The sequence below is a fragment of the Brevundimonas sp. NIBR11 genome, assembly GCF_027912535.1.
In the GTDB taxonomy this organism is placed as follows: domain Bacteria; phylum Pseudomonadota; class Alphaproteobacteria; order Caulobacterales; family Caulobacteraceae; genus Brevundimonas.
The window spans coordinates 2,316,512-2,330,800 of sequence record NZ_CP115465.1; the positions used below are offsets into that span (position 1 = coordinate 2,316,512).

A 14,289-nucleotide genomic window follows, 5' to 3' on the forward strand; every position below is an offset into this window, starting at 1 on the left:
AGACAGGCAGGCATGACGGCTTTGGTGCTGTTCGGCGGCGGCGGCGATCTGGCGATGCGCATGCTGCTGCCCTCGCTCTATTTCCTCGAGCACGACGGCCTGCTGCCCGACGGCCTGAAGATCATCGGCGCCGCCCGCTCGGACGAAAGCCGCGAGGAATACGTCGGCAAGGTCCGCGCGGCCGTCGAGGGCAAGGCCAAGGCCGACGACGCCTGGGATGAGGCGAGCTGGACCCGGCTGGAAAGCCGCCTCGACTACCTCGCCGTCGACGCCACCTCGACCGAGAGCCTGAAACCGCTGAGGGACAAGGTCGGCGACGGGTCGGTGACTTCCTTCCTGGCCGTCTCCCCGTCCCTCTACGCGAAGATCGTCACGGCGATGCGCGCCGCCGGATTGGCCGAGCCGGAGGATCGGGTCGTGCTGGAGAAGCCGGTTGGGCGCGATCTCGAGAGCTTCCGCGCCATCGACGACGCGGTCGCCGATGCGTTCAGCGAACAGCAGGTCTTCCGCATCGACCACTACCTGGGCAAGGAGACCGTTCAGAACCTGATCGCCCTTCGCTTCGGCAACGTCATCTTCGAGCCTTTGTGGAACAACCTGTCGATCGACCACGTCCAGATCACGGTCGGCGAGACAGTCGGGGTCGGCGATCGCTGGCCCTACTATGATGAATACGGCGCGCTCAGGGACATGCTGCAGAACCACATGCTGCAGCTGTTGTGTCTGGTGGCGATGGAGCCGCCGAGTGACCTCGATCCTGACTCGGTGCGAAACGAGAAGGTGAAGGTGCTGCGCTCGTTGCGCCATGTCACCGACGAGGACGCGGAACGGGTCACGGTGCGCGGTCAGTATGTGTCGGGCACGGTCGAGGGCAATCGGGTGCCCGGGTACGACGAGGAGCGCGGGGCCGATAGCGACACCGAGACCTTCGTCGCCATCCGGGCGGACATCGACAACTGGCGCTGGGCCGGCGTGCCCTTCTTCATGCGGACCGGAAAGCGGCTGCCGGAGAAGCGGACCGAGATCGTCATCCAGTTCAAGCCGGTGCCGCATTCCATCTTCGGTCAGGACGCGCGCGACGAGGAAAGCGCCAACCGGATGATCATCGAGTTGCAGCCCGAGGAAGACATCTCCCTGACAGTGATGAACAAGAAGCCCGGGCTGGATCAGCGGATGCAACTTCAGCCGATCAAGATGAGCCTGTCCTGGGGGGTGGGCGGCAAGGGCGATGCGCCGCCGCGCCGCCGGATCGCCTATGAGCGGCTCCTGCTGGACGCGCTCAACGGCGACTCGACCCTGTTCGTGCGGCGCGACGAGGCCGAGAAGGCCTGGGAGTGGGTCGACGGGGTGTCCCAGGCCTGGGTCGACGGCAAGGTGAAGCCCCAGCCCTATCGTGCCGGGACCTGGGGTCCGGACGCCTCCGACATGCTGATCGCGCGCACGGGCCGGGACTGGAACACGCAGGAATGACCGTCGAGATCGAAACCTTTCCCACCGTCGAGAGCTGGGCCCAATCCATCGCGGGGCGGATCGAAGAGACGCTGGGCGCGGCCGTCATCGCCAGCGGCAAGGCGGTGTTCGCAGGCTCCGGCGGATCGACGCCGTCGCCGATCTATCAACGGCTGGCGCAGGCCGAGATCGGCTGGGCCAAGGTCGCTGTCACCCTGGTGGACGAGCGCTATGTGCCGGAGACGAGCCCGGACTCGAACGCGACCTTGATCAAGCAGACCCTGCTACAGGGGCCGGCGGCAAAGGCTTCCTTCATTCCGCTGTACCACGCCGAGATCACGGTCGACCGGGCGGCGGCGGTGGCGGCCCACGCCCTGGCGGAAGCCGGCGGACGATTCGACGCGGTCCTGCTGGGCATGGGCGAGGACGGCCACATCTGTTCGATGTTCCCCGAAAGCCCGACGCTGAAGACCCTGTTGTCGCCGACATTGAAGCCCACGGTGCTGGGCGTGCCACATGGGCGTGACGGCATGGCGCCGAGCCTGGAGCGGATCTCGATCAACCTGCCGTACTTGATGTCCGCAGGGCGGGTGATCCTGGGCCTGAAGGGCCGGGCCAAGCTGGAGGTGTTCCAGCGTGAGGCGCTCGGCGATCCGGCCGTGCAACCGATCTCGGCCCTGATCGCTGCCAAGGTCCCGCTGGAAGTCGTCTGGACGGAGGCTGAGTGATGCCCCTTCACCCCACGGTCGCGGAAGTGACCCAACGCATCGTCGAACGGTCCAGAGAGACCCGCACCGACTATCTCCGTCGCATGGACGCGGCGCGGGATGCCGGGATCGGCCGGGCCAAACTGTCCTGCGCCAACTGGGCCCACGCCTTCGCCGGCCAGACCATCGCCGACAAGCTGAAGGTCATGGACGGCAAGACGCCGAACCTCGGCATCGTCACGGCCTACAACGACATGCTTTCGGCGCATCAACCGTTCGAACGCTTCCCGGAAGTCATCCGCGCCGCGACCCGCGAAGTGGGCGCGACAGCCCAGGTCGCCGGCGGCACGCCCGCCATGTGCGACGGGGTAACGCAAGGGCGGCCCGGCATGGAGCTGTCGCTGTTCAGCCGCGACGTCATCGCCATGTCGGTGGGTGTCGCCCTGACCCACGACGCCTTCGACGCGGCCATGATGCTGGGCGTCTGCGACAAGATCGTGCCCGGCCTGTTCATGGGGGCGCTGGCGTTCGGCCACCTGCCCGTCGTGTTCGCGCCCGCGGGTCCGATGCCGTCAGGCATTCCGAATGCGGAGAAAGCTCGCGTCCGGGCCGACTATGCGCAAGGCAAGGTCGATCGCCAGACCCTCCTGGAATCGGAGATCGGCTCGTACCATTCGCCGGGCACCTGCACCTTCTACGGCACAGCCAACTCCAACCAGATGATGATGGAGCTGGGCGGGCTGCACATGCCGTCGACCGCCTTCGTCCATCCGGAAACAGGTTTGCGTGACGCCCTGACGGCGGCGGCGGCCAAAAGGGCGGTCGAGCTGTCGCGGACGGGCGAATGCCGGATGGCCGATGTGATCGACGAGAAGTCGATCGTGAACATGATCGTGGCGCTCTTGGCCACCGGGGGCTCGACCAACCACGCCATCCATCTGGTCGCCATGGCGCGGGCGGCGGGGGTGCTGATCGACTGGACCGACATGGACCAGCTGTCGGCCGTGACGCCTCTGCTGGCGCGGGTCTATCCGAACGGATCGGCCGACGTGAACGCCTTCCAGGCGGCGGGCGGCGTGGCGTTCGTCGCGCGCGAACTGGCGCAGGCGGGACACATCCACTCCGACGTCACGACCATCATGGGCCGCGGCATCGAGCCCTATTTCAAGGAGCCGACGATGGTCGACGGCGAACTGATCTGGAAGGACGGGGTCGCCGAAAGCCTGGATAGCGACATTCTGAGGCCCGCATCTGACCCGTTCGATACGGAGGGCGGCCTGCGTCTGGTGCAGGGAGATCTCGGTCGGGCGGTCATCAAGATCTCGGCCGTGAAACCGCAGCACCGGATCGTCGAAGCCAAGGCCCGGGTGTTCGACGCCCAGGAGGACGTGCTGGACGCCTTCAAAAAGGGCGAACTGGACGAGGGCTGCGTCATCGTCTTGCGCTTCCAGGGGCCCAAGGCCAACGGCATGCCGGAGCTGCATTCCCTGTCGCCGCTGATGAGCGTTTTGCAGGATCGCGGCGTGCCGATCGCCCTGGTCACCGACGGACGGATGTCCGGCGCCTCCGGCAAGACCCCGGCGGCCATCCACATCACGCCCGAGGCGCTGGAAGGCGGACCCCTGGCCTATGTGAAGGATGGCGACTTGATCCGGCTGGACGCCGAGGCGGGCGTGGTGGCCGTGGACTCCGACCTGACGACGCGGGTTCGGGCGCGGCCGAACTCGGTGCAGAGCTGGGGCTATGGCCGCGAGCTGTTCGGAGCCTTCCGCTCGGTCGTGTCCTCGGCCGAACGCGGCGCCTCGGTCTGTTTCGTGGCCGAGCCGAGCGAACAACAACCAGAGATCCGGGATGTCGCGGATCCGAATGTCCAGAACCGGGAGATCGACGCGTGAGTGACAGCAAGACGCTTCTGGTCGGCGACGTGGGCGGGACGAATGCCCGCTTCGCCATCACCACCATGACGGACGGCGCGATCACCCTCGATCACCACGAGAGTTTCCCGGCGGAGCAGTATCCGACCTTTCTGAAGGGGGTCGCGGCCTATGTGGACGGCTGCGAGGTCAAGCCGACCGGCGGGGTGATCGCCGTGGCCGGGCCGGTAACCGACGGGGCCATCGACCTGACGAACTCGCCGTGGGCGGTGTCGGAGGCGGAGTTGCAGACGCTGGGCCTCAACCCCGTGCGCCTCATCAACGATTTCGAGGCCCTGGCCTGGGGCGCGCCCGTGGTGCCGTCGGCCGATCTGGCTCATCTCGGCGGACCCGAGGCGGGTGACCCGCATTCGGCCATCGCGGTCCTCGGGCCCGGCACCGGCTTCGGCGTTTCGGCGCTGGCGCGGGACGTCCACGGCGTCGAGGTGGCCATGCCGTCCGAGGGCGGCCACGCCTGTTTCGCCCCTGGCGATCCGATCGAGGACGAAATCCTTCGTATCCTGCGCAAGCGCTATGATCGCGTTTCCATCGAGCGGCTGATTTGCGGCCCCGGGCTGCTGAACATGCACCGGGCTCTGGCGGAGATCGACGGGCGCGAAACCCGTATCGACGATCCAGCCCAGATCACGGAGGAGGCCCTGGCCGATCCGCGCAGCCATTGCGGCGCGACTCTGGCCCGGTTCTGCGCCATCCTCGGGGCGGTCGCGGGCGACGTCGCCCTGACCATGGGATCGCGAGGGGGAATCTACATCGCAGGCGGCATCGCGCCTCGCATCCTGCCCTTCCTCAAAGCCAGTCCCTTCCGCGAGCGGTTTGAACGAAAGGGCCGCTTCCAAGGCTATATGGCCGACATCCCGACTTGGGTGATCACCCACAAGCACGCCGCCCTTTTGGGCGCTGCGCGCGTGGCGTTCGCGGAGGCGGGGTAACGCCGCTCGCATTTTTTATCACGACGACGTGAACCCTTCTCGAAGCGTGGCGTTTGTGTTGCTTCAACATGGAAGGGGACTTTCCCAATGCGTAAACTGATCATCGCTTCCGCCTCGCTGGCTCTGGCCGCCTCGCTGGCCGCTTGCGGCGAATCCGCCGCCGACAAGACCGCCGAGAAGCAAGCCGACGCCCTGGAAGCCCAGGCCGCCGCCACGCCGAACGAAGCGCAAGAGCAGGCCCTGAACGCCGAAGCCGACCGCATCGAGCAGCAAGCCGGCAACGCAGACGGCGGCATGACCACGGCCAACACGCCGAACACCTCGCCGTCGGCTCCGGAAGCTCCGGCTCACTGAGTCCTTCCGAAATCCGGATGACTGCGAAACCCCGTCGCGGAAGCGGCGGGGTTTCTGTTTGTCAAAGCTTCTTCGGCGGCATGGGGATGAAGGCGCTGGTCCGGCGAATGTAGTCGGCGTACTTCGGCTTGGTCTTACCGATGGCCTTTTCGGTGATGCCGATGCCTGACCACTTGGTCAGGGTGAAGGTCAGGAATATCGGTCCGACCACCGAGACGATCCCGACCCAGCCGGTCTCCGCCGCGATCAGCCACAGCCCCCACCAAACGCAGGCGTCGCCGAAATAGTTGGGGTGGCGGGTATAGCGCCACAGTCCCGTGTCCAGCACCTTGCCGTTGTTCTTCGGGTCCTTGCGGAAGGCTGAGAGCTGGGCGTCGCCGATGCTCTCGAAGCCGATGCCGACGACCACGATCATCGCCCCGATCCAACCGATCCAGCCAATCGGTCCATGCTCGACCTGACCCATCTGCACCGGCAGCGATGTCAGCCAACCGAGCACCGCCTGAGGCAGGAAAACGAACAGCAGGGCCGTCTTGCCGAAGCTCCAGCCGTGTTCGCGTTCCTGGGTCTCGACGATGTCGGCATAGCGGCCGTCGATTCCCTTCTCGCGCCAGCGCCTCAGCAGGTGCCAGCCCAAGCGGACGGCCCAGACGGCGCAGAGCCACAGCAGCAGGAATTTCCGCGTCTGGTCCCCATCCGTGCGGGGGAAGGTTGCCAACGCCAGCAGCAGCATGCCCAAGGGCCAGACGCCGTCGACGAAGCTGACGTCTTTAAGCCGGAGCGCCAGTCCCCACAGGGCCAGCATCGTCACGACAAGCAGAGCCAGGTTCAGGCCCAGCAGGGCGGCGAGATCGGTCAGGGTCATGCGAAAGCAACGCTAGCACGGCGCCGACGGATGCGTCCTGTTCGGTCGTCGTGCGGGACGATCAGCGCCTCCTGCGGCTGGGTCGGCGTCGTCGGCGGAGCGGCCGTGAGCGCGCAGGACGCGAGCACGGCCGCCGCAAACACGGCGAGGAGCGCCCGTATCAGTCGATGCAGAGGGTGGCGTCGGCCTTGCCGTCCTCGACGCGGGTGGCGCAGCCGAAGCGGTTGCTGTCGGCGGCGCATTGGCCCGTCGCCGCCTGACCGGCGGGAATGGCGCTGGCGGCGGGGGCCAGGCAGTCGCCCTGGCACTGGTCGCCGTCGGTGCAGCGCTTGCCGGCGTCGGCATAGGCGATGATGCACTGGACCGACTGCATCCGGCCCACCCGTTGGAGCGTGCCACCCTGTGCGGCGCAAGCGGCCTCTGCGGTCTGTCCGGGGGTCGCGGCGTCGGGCGCCTGTTCGGCCATCGGCGAGCAGGCGGAGGCCATCAGGGCGAGGGCGGCGATCAGAATGCGCATGGGGAGTCCTTACTTGTTGGCGACGTCGCCCTTGGCGAAGCCGATCCAGACGTCGTCATAGTCGAGCTGCATCGTCGGGGTGGTTTGCGCCCATTCCGTGGTGCGGATGGGGAAACGCGTCTCGAACATGAAGGCCAGGGTCTTGTCTATCTTCACCGGTTGAAGGGTCGCCGAGACCGCCTTGTCGTAGCTGGCCTGATCCGGACCGTGGCCGCTCATGCAGTTGTGCAGGGAGGCCCCCCCGGGGGCGAAGCCGCCTTCCTTGGCGTCGTACTCGCCGGTCACCAGACCCATGAACTCGCTCATGACATTCCGGTGGAACCACGGCGGGCGGAAGGTGTCCTCGGCCACCATCCAGCGGGGCGGGAAGATGACGAAGTCGCAGTTGGCCGTGCCGACGGTGTCGCTGGGCGAAGTCAGGACGGTGAAGATCGACGGGTCCGGGTGGTCGAAACTGACCGTGCCGATGGTGTTGAACCGCGCGGTGTCCCAGCGATACGGCGCGAGGTTGCCGTGCCAGGCGACGACGTCCAGCGGCGAATGATCGAAGGTCGTGACCCACAGGCGGCCGGCGTATTTCTGCACGCATTCGGTCGGGCGGGAGACGTCCTCGAAGGCCGCGACCGGCGCCTCGAAGTCGCGCGGGTTGGCCAAGCCGTTGGAGCCGATGGGGCCGAGGTCCGGCAGGCGGAACGGGGCGCCGTAGTTCTCGCAGACATAGCCGCGGATGGGCGTATCGCACTCGACGCGGAAGCGCACGCCGCGCGGAATGACGACGATGTGGCCGGGTTGGGCTTCGATGCGGCCGAACTCGGTGACGAAGGCGTGGTCGCCCTGCTGCGGTACGATCAGCAGCTCACCGTCGGCGTCGTAGAAGACGCGGTCGGTCATGCAGCGGTTGGCGGCGTAGAGGTGGACGCCGACCCCGACCTGGGCCTCCGCATCGCCGTTGCCGCCGTAGGTGATCAGGCCCTCGACCCAGTCGGTCGGCTCGGTCGGGATCGGCAGAGGGTCCCAGCGCATGCGGTTGGGGCTGGGCGGGGCGTCGTGGAAGGGGCCGGAGCGAACGCGGCCCTGGTCGAAGGGCTGGTAGGCCGGGTGCTGGGCCGAGGGGCGCAGGCGGTAGAGCCAGCTGCGGCGGTTCTCGGCGCGTGGGGCGGTGAAGGCCGTGCCGCTCAGTTGCTCGGCATAGAGGCCCATCGGCGTCTTCTGCGGAGAGTTGCGGCCGACCGGCAGGGCGCCGGGCACGGCCTCCGTCGCGAAGTGATTGCCGAAGCCGGTCAGATAGGTCGCGCTGTTCAGCGTCATGTGCATCGTCTCCCTGATCGGGACTTAGCCCGTCCCGGACGCGAAAACACCGTCCGAAGCGTCTGAAGCGTTCGAAGCGTTCGGCTGGAGGCCGCTCCCCCTGATCGGACGGCTCATTATGCGGGTGTTTCGCTCGACGTCGGACAAAAAGCGCTTCGTTAGAGCCGAGCGTTGATTCGATGAGGGAAATCGGACGATCCGTTGATGGATATCCATCTCCTACTGGGAGAGGGAGGGTTCAGTACCCCCCCGCTCTCGCCAGTTTTTCCGCATGGAAGCCCGCGTCGCCCAGCAGTTCGTTCAGGACCCGGACCCGCTTCATGTAGAGGCCCACGTCGAACTCGTCGGTCATGCCGACGCCGCCGTGCATCTGGACCGCTTCCTGGACCGCCAGTTCAGCGACGCGTCCGGCCTTGGCCTTGGCGACCGAGACGGCGAGGTCGGCCTTGGGCGCGCCCGCGTCGAGGCGTTGAAGGGCGCCCAAGGTCGCGGCCTTGGCCAGCTCCAGCTCGGTGAACAGATGAGCGGCGCGGTGCTGAAGGGCCTGGAACTCGCCGATCAGCTTGCCGAACTGCTTGCGGGTCTTGAGGTATTCGACGGTCGTCGCGAAGGCCTGATCGCCCGCGCCGGTCAGACAGGCGGCGGCGCAGGCGCGGCCGAGGTTGAGCGCGCCCTCAAGGGCGGCCTCGCCCGCATCGACGTCGCCGATGACGGCGTCGGCATCGACCTGAACGTCGGTCAGGGTCACGCGAGCGGCGTTGTGGGCGTCGACCATGACGGTGCGCTCGATCTCGACGCCCGAGGTCTTCGGATCGACGAGGAAGAGGGTCACTCCGCCGTCGGTCTTCGCGGCGACGATCAGGGCGTCGGCGATATGGCCGTCGAGCACGAAGCCTTTCGCGCCATTCAGCTTAAATCCGTTGCCGGAGCGTTCGGCGGTGGTGGCGATGCGGTTGGGCTGGTGCTTCGGACCTTCGTCCAGCGCCAGCGACACGATGGCGTCGCCCGCCGCGATCTTCGGCAGCCAGGCGGCCTGTTGCTCAGCCGAGGCGGCGTCGATCAGGACGCGGGCGGCCAGGATCGACGAGCCGAAATACGGCGACGGCGTCAGGGTGCGGCCTAGCCCTTCGGCCACAATGCCCGCCTCCACGGCGCCGAGGCCGGAGCCGCCGTGCTCTTCCGGGATGATGACGCCGGCGAAGCCCATTTCGCCGAACGCCTTCCACAGGTCGCGCGAGAGGCCGTCGGCGTCGCGGCTGTCCCGCAGCTTGCGCAGGGCCGAGATAGGGGCGTTTTCCGACAGGAAGCCGTCGGCGGCCTCCTTCAGCATCGTCTGCTCTTCGGTGAGGATCAGGGGCAAGGGCTCAGGCTCCCGGCAGCTGAAGCAGGTGTTTGGCGATGATGTTCAGTTGCACCTCGCTGGTGCCGCCTTCAATCGAGTTTGCCTTGGTGCGCAGCCAGTCGCGGGCGGGCGTGCCGTGGTTCGACCGCTCGCTTTCCCACTCCAGGGCGTCCGAGCCGCCGGCGGACATGGCCAGTTCGTGGCGGCGCTTGTTCAGCTCCGAGCCGTAATATTTCAGCATGGAGGCGATGGCGGGCGAGACCTGTTTGGCCTTCACCTGATCGCCGACCCGCTCCATCGACAGGCGGAAGGCGGCGGCGTCGATCTCCAGCTCGGCGATCTTGGCCCGCAGCATTGGCTCGTAGAGACGACCGGCGTCGTCCAGACCGATGGAATCGACCGCGACCTGGCTCATTGGACGGCCCATGTCGCCGACGGCGCCGATCATGGTGCGCTCGTGAGCCAGCAACGCCTTGGCCACGTCCCAACCCCGGTTCAGCGTGCCGACGAGGTTTTCCTTCTCAACCCGCACGTCGTCGAAAAAGGTCTCGCAGAAGGCGGACTTGCCGGAGATCAGCTCGATGGGCTTGGTCGTGACGCCGGGCGTGGCCATGTCGAACAGGACGAAGGAGATGCCTAAATGCTTGGGCGCCTCCGGGTCGGTGCGGATCAGGCAGAAGATCCAGTCGGCCTTGTCGGCATAGGAGGTCCAGATCTTCTGGCCGTTGATGATCCAGTGATCGCCTCTGTCTTCGGCGCGGGTCTGGACGGCGGCCAGGTCCGAGCCAGCGCCGGGCTCGGAATAGCCCTGGCACCAGCGGATCTCGCCGCGCACGATCTCGGGCAGGAAGCGCTTCTTTTGTTCCTCGGTCCCGAACTGCAGCAACGCCGGGCCCAGCATCCAGATGCCGAAGGACGACAGGGGCATCTGTGCGTCGATGCGGCGCATTTCCGACGCCAGGATTTTGGCCTCCTCGCGGTCCAGCCCGCCGCCGCCGTATTCCGTGGGCCATTGCGGCGCCGTCCAGCCGCGCGCCGCCATGACGTCCATCCAGCGCTTGTGGGCCGGGGTCTTGAAAGTCGCCTGGCGCCCGCCCCAGACCCGGTCCTCGTCATTGTCCAGCGGGCCGCGGCACTCGGCCGGGCAGTTCGCCTCCAGCCAGGCGCGCGTCTCGGCGCGGAAGGTTTCCAGATCGGCCATGGCGTCCTCCGTGACGCCTGTCCCGGCGTCTATCGAAGCAGGTTAGCAGCGTTCAGTTGCGTTTCGCCACCCTGTCGTCGCGGCAACATCGCCCCCGCTCGCGCGTTTGTGACGGCGAATCGGGAAGCTTCACCATGACCTACGTGACACGCGGCGTTTTCGCCGCCGCCAGCCTGTTGTTGATGTTGCTGGCAACGGCCCTCGTCGTGCTGGGACTGCGCGAAGCGTGGGAGGGGTTCGCCAACCCCGACGCGTCGGGAGCGGACGCCGTACTGGACGTGCTCGGCTATGTGATCGTCGCCATCGCCGTGTTCGACGTGGCCAAATACCTTTTCGAGGACGAGGTTCGGCGCGGAAACGAGAAGCGCAGCGCGGCCGAGGCGCGACGCAGCCTGACCAAGTTCCTGTCCACGATCATCATCGCCCTGTTCCTCGAGGCGCTGGTCATGGTTTTCAAGACGGCCCGCGAGGACGTAACCCAGATGGGCTATCCCACGGCGCTTCTGGCTGCGTCGGTGTTTGTGCTGATCGGCCTGGGCATCTTCCAGCGCCTGTCGGCGACGGTCGAGGAGAAGGTCGGGGAAGACGACGAGGCCGAGGACGACGCCGACCGCGTCGATGCCGGAAAACCCGTCAGACGCGGGAAGGCAGGAACGGCGAAAACGTGATGACGGTGAAGGTGTCGCGGATATGGGGCCGGGTCTGGACCGACTTCGTCACGAAGGTCCCGATGTCCATCTCCTTCGGCAGCTGGAACTTGGCCAGCAGGTCGTACTGACCCGAGGTCGAATAGACCTCCGAAACGTTCTCGACATTGTCCACCATGTCGGCGGCGACGTCGTTGGCGTGGCCCAGCTCGCATTTGATGAAGACGAAGATGGCGGTCATCATGGTCGTGGACTCCGGTGTTCGCGGGTCTGAGTAGCGGATGCGGACGTGTCGGATAAGCCCCTCGATCTCGAAGCCGAATACAACAACCGCGCGGCGGTGCCGGACCACCCTGTCGTCATGGCGCGCTGGAAGGCGGACGCCGAGACAGCCCGCGCCGCCCATCCCCCGACCGCCCTGCCCTACGGGTCCGGCGAACGCGAGGTGATGGACCTGTTCGAGGCCGGGCCGGACGCGCCCGTCGCGGTCTTCATCCACGGCGGATACTGGCAGGCGCTCGACAAGTCGTGGTTCAGCTGGGTCGCGTTGGCGCTCCTCGAACACGGCGTCAGCGTCGCCATTCCGTCCTACGACCTTTGCCCCAACGTGCGCCTGGGGAAGATCGTCAGCCAGATGCGCGATGCGGTGGAGTTGATCCGCGCCCGAACCGGCAAGCGTCCGGTCGTGTTCGGCCATTCGGCGGGAGGGCATCTGTCGGCCTGCATGTTGTCCGAGGGCCGGGCGGGTGGGGCCGTGGCGATCTCCGGCCTGTTCAATCTGGAGCCTCTGGTCCCGACCTCGCTTAACGCGGCGCTGGGGCTGGACGCGCGGGAAGCCGCGGCCCTGTCGCCGGTCCATTGGCCCGTGCCGAACGGATCGACGCCGGGCGGGACGGTGCTGGATTGCGTCGTCGGCGCCGCTGAGACGGCCGAGTTCGTGCGCCAGTCGCGGGACATGGCGGACGACTGGGGCGGCAAGGGGGTGGACACTCGGTTCGAAGCCCTGCCCGGCCTGAACCATTTCACCGTGCTGGACCCGCTCTCCGATCCGGACAGCAGCCTGGTGCGGCGGATCGTAGAACTGGCGAAAGCGTAACCGTCAGGGGTCGCAATCGCGCGCCGGGATCGCCACAATAGTGGCCTGACCACACGGAGCGATCATGGCGGACCCGGCAGCAGGCATGAATCTCGGCCACGCGGTGGTGCTGCTGTCCGCCGCCGTCGTCGCCGTGCCCCTGTTCCGCAAGCTCGGCATGGGTTCGGTGCTGGGCTACCTGACCGCCGGGGTGATCATCGGCCCCTTCGCGCTCGGCATGATCGGCGATGCCGAGGCCATTCTCCACGTTGCCGAGCTCGGCGTGGTCATGTTCCTGTTCATCATCGGACTGGAGATGCGACCGGCGAAGCTGTGGAAGCTACGCAAGGAAATCTTCGGCCTCGGGGCGGCCCAGGTGGTCACGGCTTCTGTCCTTCTGACCCTCACCGCCATAGCCTTCGGCATCGCCCCGGCCGTGGCCTTCGTCGGCGCCTCGGGCTTCGTCCTGTCCTCGACCGCTGTAATCATGCAGACCCTGGATGAGCGCAACGAGATCAACACCCCGCACGGTCAGCGGGCGGTGTCGATCTTGTTGCTGGAAGACCTCGCCATCGTGCCTCTTCTGGCCATCGTGGCGGTGCTGGGGACGGCGCTGGGCACGGCCCAGGACGGACCGCCCCTGTGGCAGACGATCGGCTTCGCCGTCGCCGCCGTCGTCGGGGTCATCCTGGCCGGCAAATACGCGATCAATCCCATCTTCCGTCAGCTGGCCAAGTACGGCGGGCGCGAGGTCATGCTGGCCGCCGCCCTGCTGGTCGTCTGCGGCGCGGCCTGGGCCCTGTCTCTCGGGGGGCTGTCGATGGCCATGGGCGCCTTCCTGGCCGGCGTCCTGCTGTCGGATTCGACCTTCCGGCATCAGCTGGAGGCGGACGTCGATCCCTTCCGGTCGATCCTGCTCGGCCTGTTCTTCCTGTCGGTCGGGATGTCGCTGAACCTCGGCGTGGTCGTGACCGACTGGCGCTGGGTCGTCGGCGGGGTCGTCGTGTTCATGCTGGTCAAGGCCATCGGCATCTACACGATCGCCCGCCTGTTCAAGGCCAAACACCCCGAGGCGCTGGAGCGCTCGGCCCTGTTCGCGCAAGGGGGAGAGTTCGCCTTCGTCCTGTTCGGCGCGGCCATGATGGCCGGGCTGTTCGACGCCAGGACGGCGGCGATCTTCACCGCCATCGTCATCCTGTCGATGGTGGCCACGCCATTGGTGACGGCGGTGGTGTCGCGCTTCTTCCTCAAGGAGGCCGAGATCGACGTCGACGAGGTGGACGGGGTCGACCGGGCCCAGAACCTGCGCGAGCGGGTGCTGGTCATCGGCTTCGGCCGCTTCGCCCAGGTAGTCTGTCAGCCGCTTTTGGCGCGCGACGTGGACGTTTCGATCATCGACATGGATGTGGAGATGATTCAGGCCGCCGGAAACTTCGGCTTCAAGGTCTATTACGGCGACGGCTCGCGGCTGGACGTACTGCGGGCTTCCGGGGCCGAGACGGCTGAGACCATCCTGGTCTGCGTGGACAAGCCGGAAGCCGCCGACCGGATCGTGGAGCTGGTCAAGGCCGAGTTCCCCCTGACCAAGCTGTTCGTGCGCGCCTACGATCGCGGCCACTCGATACGATTGATCAACGCGGGCGTGGAGTTCCACATCCGCGAGACCTTTGAAAGCGCCCTGGCCTTCGGCGAGCATGTGCTGAAGGACCTTGGCTTCTCCGAGGACGAGGCCCGCGAGACCATCGAGGACGTCCGTCGCCGCGACGAGGAGCGCCTGACGCTCCAGGTCACGGGCGGCTTGCAGGCGGGGCGCAGCCTGTGGCGCAACAACACCTCCACGCCGCAGCCGGAACCCTATGTGAAGCCGCGCCGCGAGGCCCGAGCCCTGAACGAGGACACCGCTGAGGTCATGGTCGCCGAGGACGAGGAACGGCGGCAGGAGCAGGCCTGAGCCAAGCCTG

The 14,289-nt window shown here is 67.0% G+C and carries 14 protein-coding genes; 8 read left to right on the forward strand and 6 right to left on the reverse strand.

Features of this window, described 5'->3' with window-relative positions; all coding sequences use genetic code 11:
• Positions 1 to 12: 12 nt before the first annotated feature.
• The 5 genes from zwf (at position 13) to O5O43_RS11715 (ending at position 5,373) form a co-directional block, all read left to right on the forward strand.
• Positions 13 to 1,470 (forward strand): glucose-6-phosphate dehydrogenase, encoded by a 1,458-nt coding sequence (gene zwf, locus O5O43_RS11695; RefSeq protein WP_271084064.1) that lies wholly within the window; start codon positions 13 to 15, stop codon positions 1,468 to 1,470.
• Positions 1,467 to 2,177, forward strand: a complete 711-nt coding sequence (pgl, locus tag O5O43_RS11700; protein WP_271084065.1) for a 6-phosphogluconolactonase — start codon at positions 1,467 to 1,469, stop codon at positions 2,175 to 2,177. The genes zwf and pgl overlap by 4 nt, the downstream gene beginning before the upstream one ends.
• Positions 2,177 to 4,051, forward strand: coding sequence for a phosphogluconate dehydratase (gene edd, locus O5O43_RS11705; protein WP_271084066.1), 1,875 nt, complete (start codon positions 2,177 to 2,179; stop codon positions 4,049 to 4,051). The genes pgl and edd overlap by 1 nt, the downstream gene beginning before the upstream one ends.
• Complete coding sequence (gene glk, locus O5O43_RS11710) at positions 4,048 to 5,019, forward strand: glucokinase (RefSeq protein WP_271084067.1); 972 nt, start codon at positions 4,048 to 4,050, stop codon at positions 5,017 to 5,019. The genes edd and glk overlap by 4 nt, the downstream gene beginning before the upstream one ends.
• Before the next feature lie 87 nt (positions 5,020 to 5,106).
• Positions 5,107 to 5,373, forward strand: a complete 267-nt coding sequence (locus tag O5O43_RS11715) for a hypothetical protein (RefSeq protein WP_271084068.1) — start codon at positions 5,107 to 5,109, stop codon at positions 5,371 to 5,373.
• A gap of 61 nt (positions 5,374 to 5,434) precedes the next feature.
• On the opposite strand, the gene O5O43_RS11720 is transcribed toward O5O43_RS11715, so the two are convergent.
• The 5 genes from O5O43_RS11720 to O5O43_RS11740 all read right to left on the reverse strand — a co-directional run bounded on the left by O5O43_RS11720 (position 5,435) and on the right by O5O43_RS11740 (position 10,606).
• Entirely contained in the window at positions 5,435 to 6,238 is an 804-nt protein-coding gene (locus tag O5O43_RS11720) for a DUF1295 domain-containing protein (RefSeq protein WP_271084069.1), read from the reverse strand.
• Between the two features lie 160 nt (positions 6,239 to 6,398).
• Complete coding sequence (locus O5O43_RS11725) at positions 6,399 to 6,755, reverse strand: hypothetical protein (protein ID WP_271084070.1); 357 nt, start codon at positions 6,753 to 6,755, stop codon at positions 6,399 to 6,401.
• A 9-nt stretch (positions 6,756 to 6,764) separates the two neighbouring features.
• Complete coding sequence (gene hmgA, locus O5O43_RS11730) at positions 6,765 to 8,063, reverse strand: homogentisate 1,2-dioxygenase (protein WP_271084071.1); 1,299 nt, start codon at positions 8,061 to 8,063, stop codon at positions 6,765 to 6,767.
• A gap of 238 nt (positions 8,064 to 8,301) precedes the next feature.
• Positions 8,302 to 9,423 carry an acyl-CoA dehydrogenase family protein gene (locus O5O43_RS11735; RefSeq protein WP_271084072.1) on the reverse strand — a complete coding sequence of 374 codons (1,122 nt, stop codon included), beginning with the start codon at positions 9,421 to 9,423 and terminating at the stop codon, positions 8,302 to 8,304.
• A gap of 4 nt (positions 9,424 to 9,427) precedes the next feature.
• Positions 9,428 to 10,606, reverse strand: coding sequence for an acyl-CoA dehydrogenase family protein (locus O5O43_RS11740; protein WP_271084073.1), 1,179 nt, complete (start codon positions 10,604 to 10,606; stop codon positions 9,428 to 9,430).
• A 134-nt stretch (positions 10,607 to 10,740) separates the two neighbouring features.
• Here O5O43_RS11740 and O5O43_RS11745 point away from each other — a divergent pair, with 134 nt between their 5' ends.
• Complete coding sequence (locus O5O43_RS11745; RefSeq protein ID WP_271084074.1) at positions 10,741 to 11,274, forward strand: GNAT family acetyltransferase; 534 nt, start codon at positions 10,741 to 10,743, stop codon at positions 11,272 to 11,274.
• Here O5O43_RS11745 and O5O43_RS11750 read toward each other — a convergent pair.
• Positions 11,240 to 11,497, reverse strand: coding sequence for an Lrp/AsnC family transcriptional regulator (locus tag O5O43_RS11750; RefSeq protein ID WP_271084075.1), 258 nt, complete (start codon positions 11,495 to 11,497; stop codon positions 11,240 to 11,242). The two genes, O5O43_RS11745 and O5O43_RS11750, sit on opposite strands and share 35 nt — an antisense overlap.
• 45 nt (positions 11,498 to 11,542) lie before the next feature.
• Here O5O43_RS11750 and O5O43_RS11755 point away from each other — a divergent pair, with 45 nt between their 5' ends.
• Together O5O43_RS11755 and O5O43_RS11760 are read left to right on the forward strand one after the other, a co-directional pair.
• Complete coding sequence (locus O5O43_RS11755) at positions 11,543 to 12,349, forward strand: alpha/beta hydrolase (protein WP_271084076.1); 807 nt, start codon at positions 11,543 to 11,545, stop codon at positions 12,347 to 12,349.
• Positions 12,350 to 12,413: 64 nt separating this feature from the next.
• On the forward strand, positions 12,414 to 14,279 hold the full coding sequence (locus tag O5O43_RS11760) for a monovalent cation:proton antiporter-2 (CPA2) family protein (RefSeq protein ID WP_271084077.1): 1,866 nt from the start codon (positions 12,414 to 12,416) through the stop codon (positions 14,277 to 14,279).
• Positions 14,280 to 14,289: the final 10 nt, after the last annotated feature.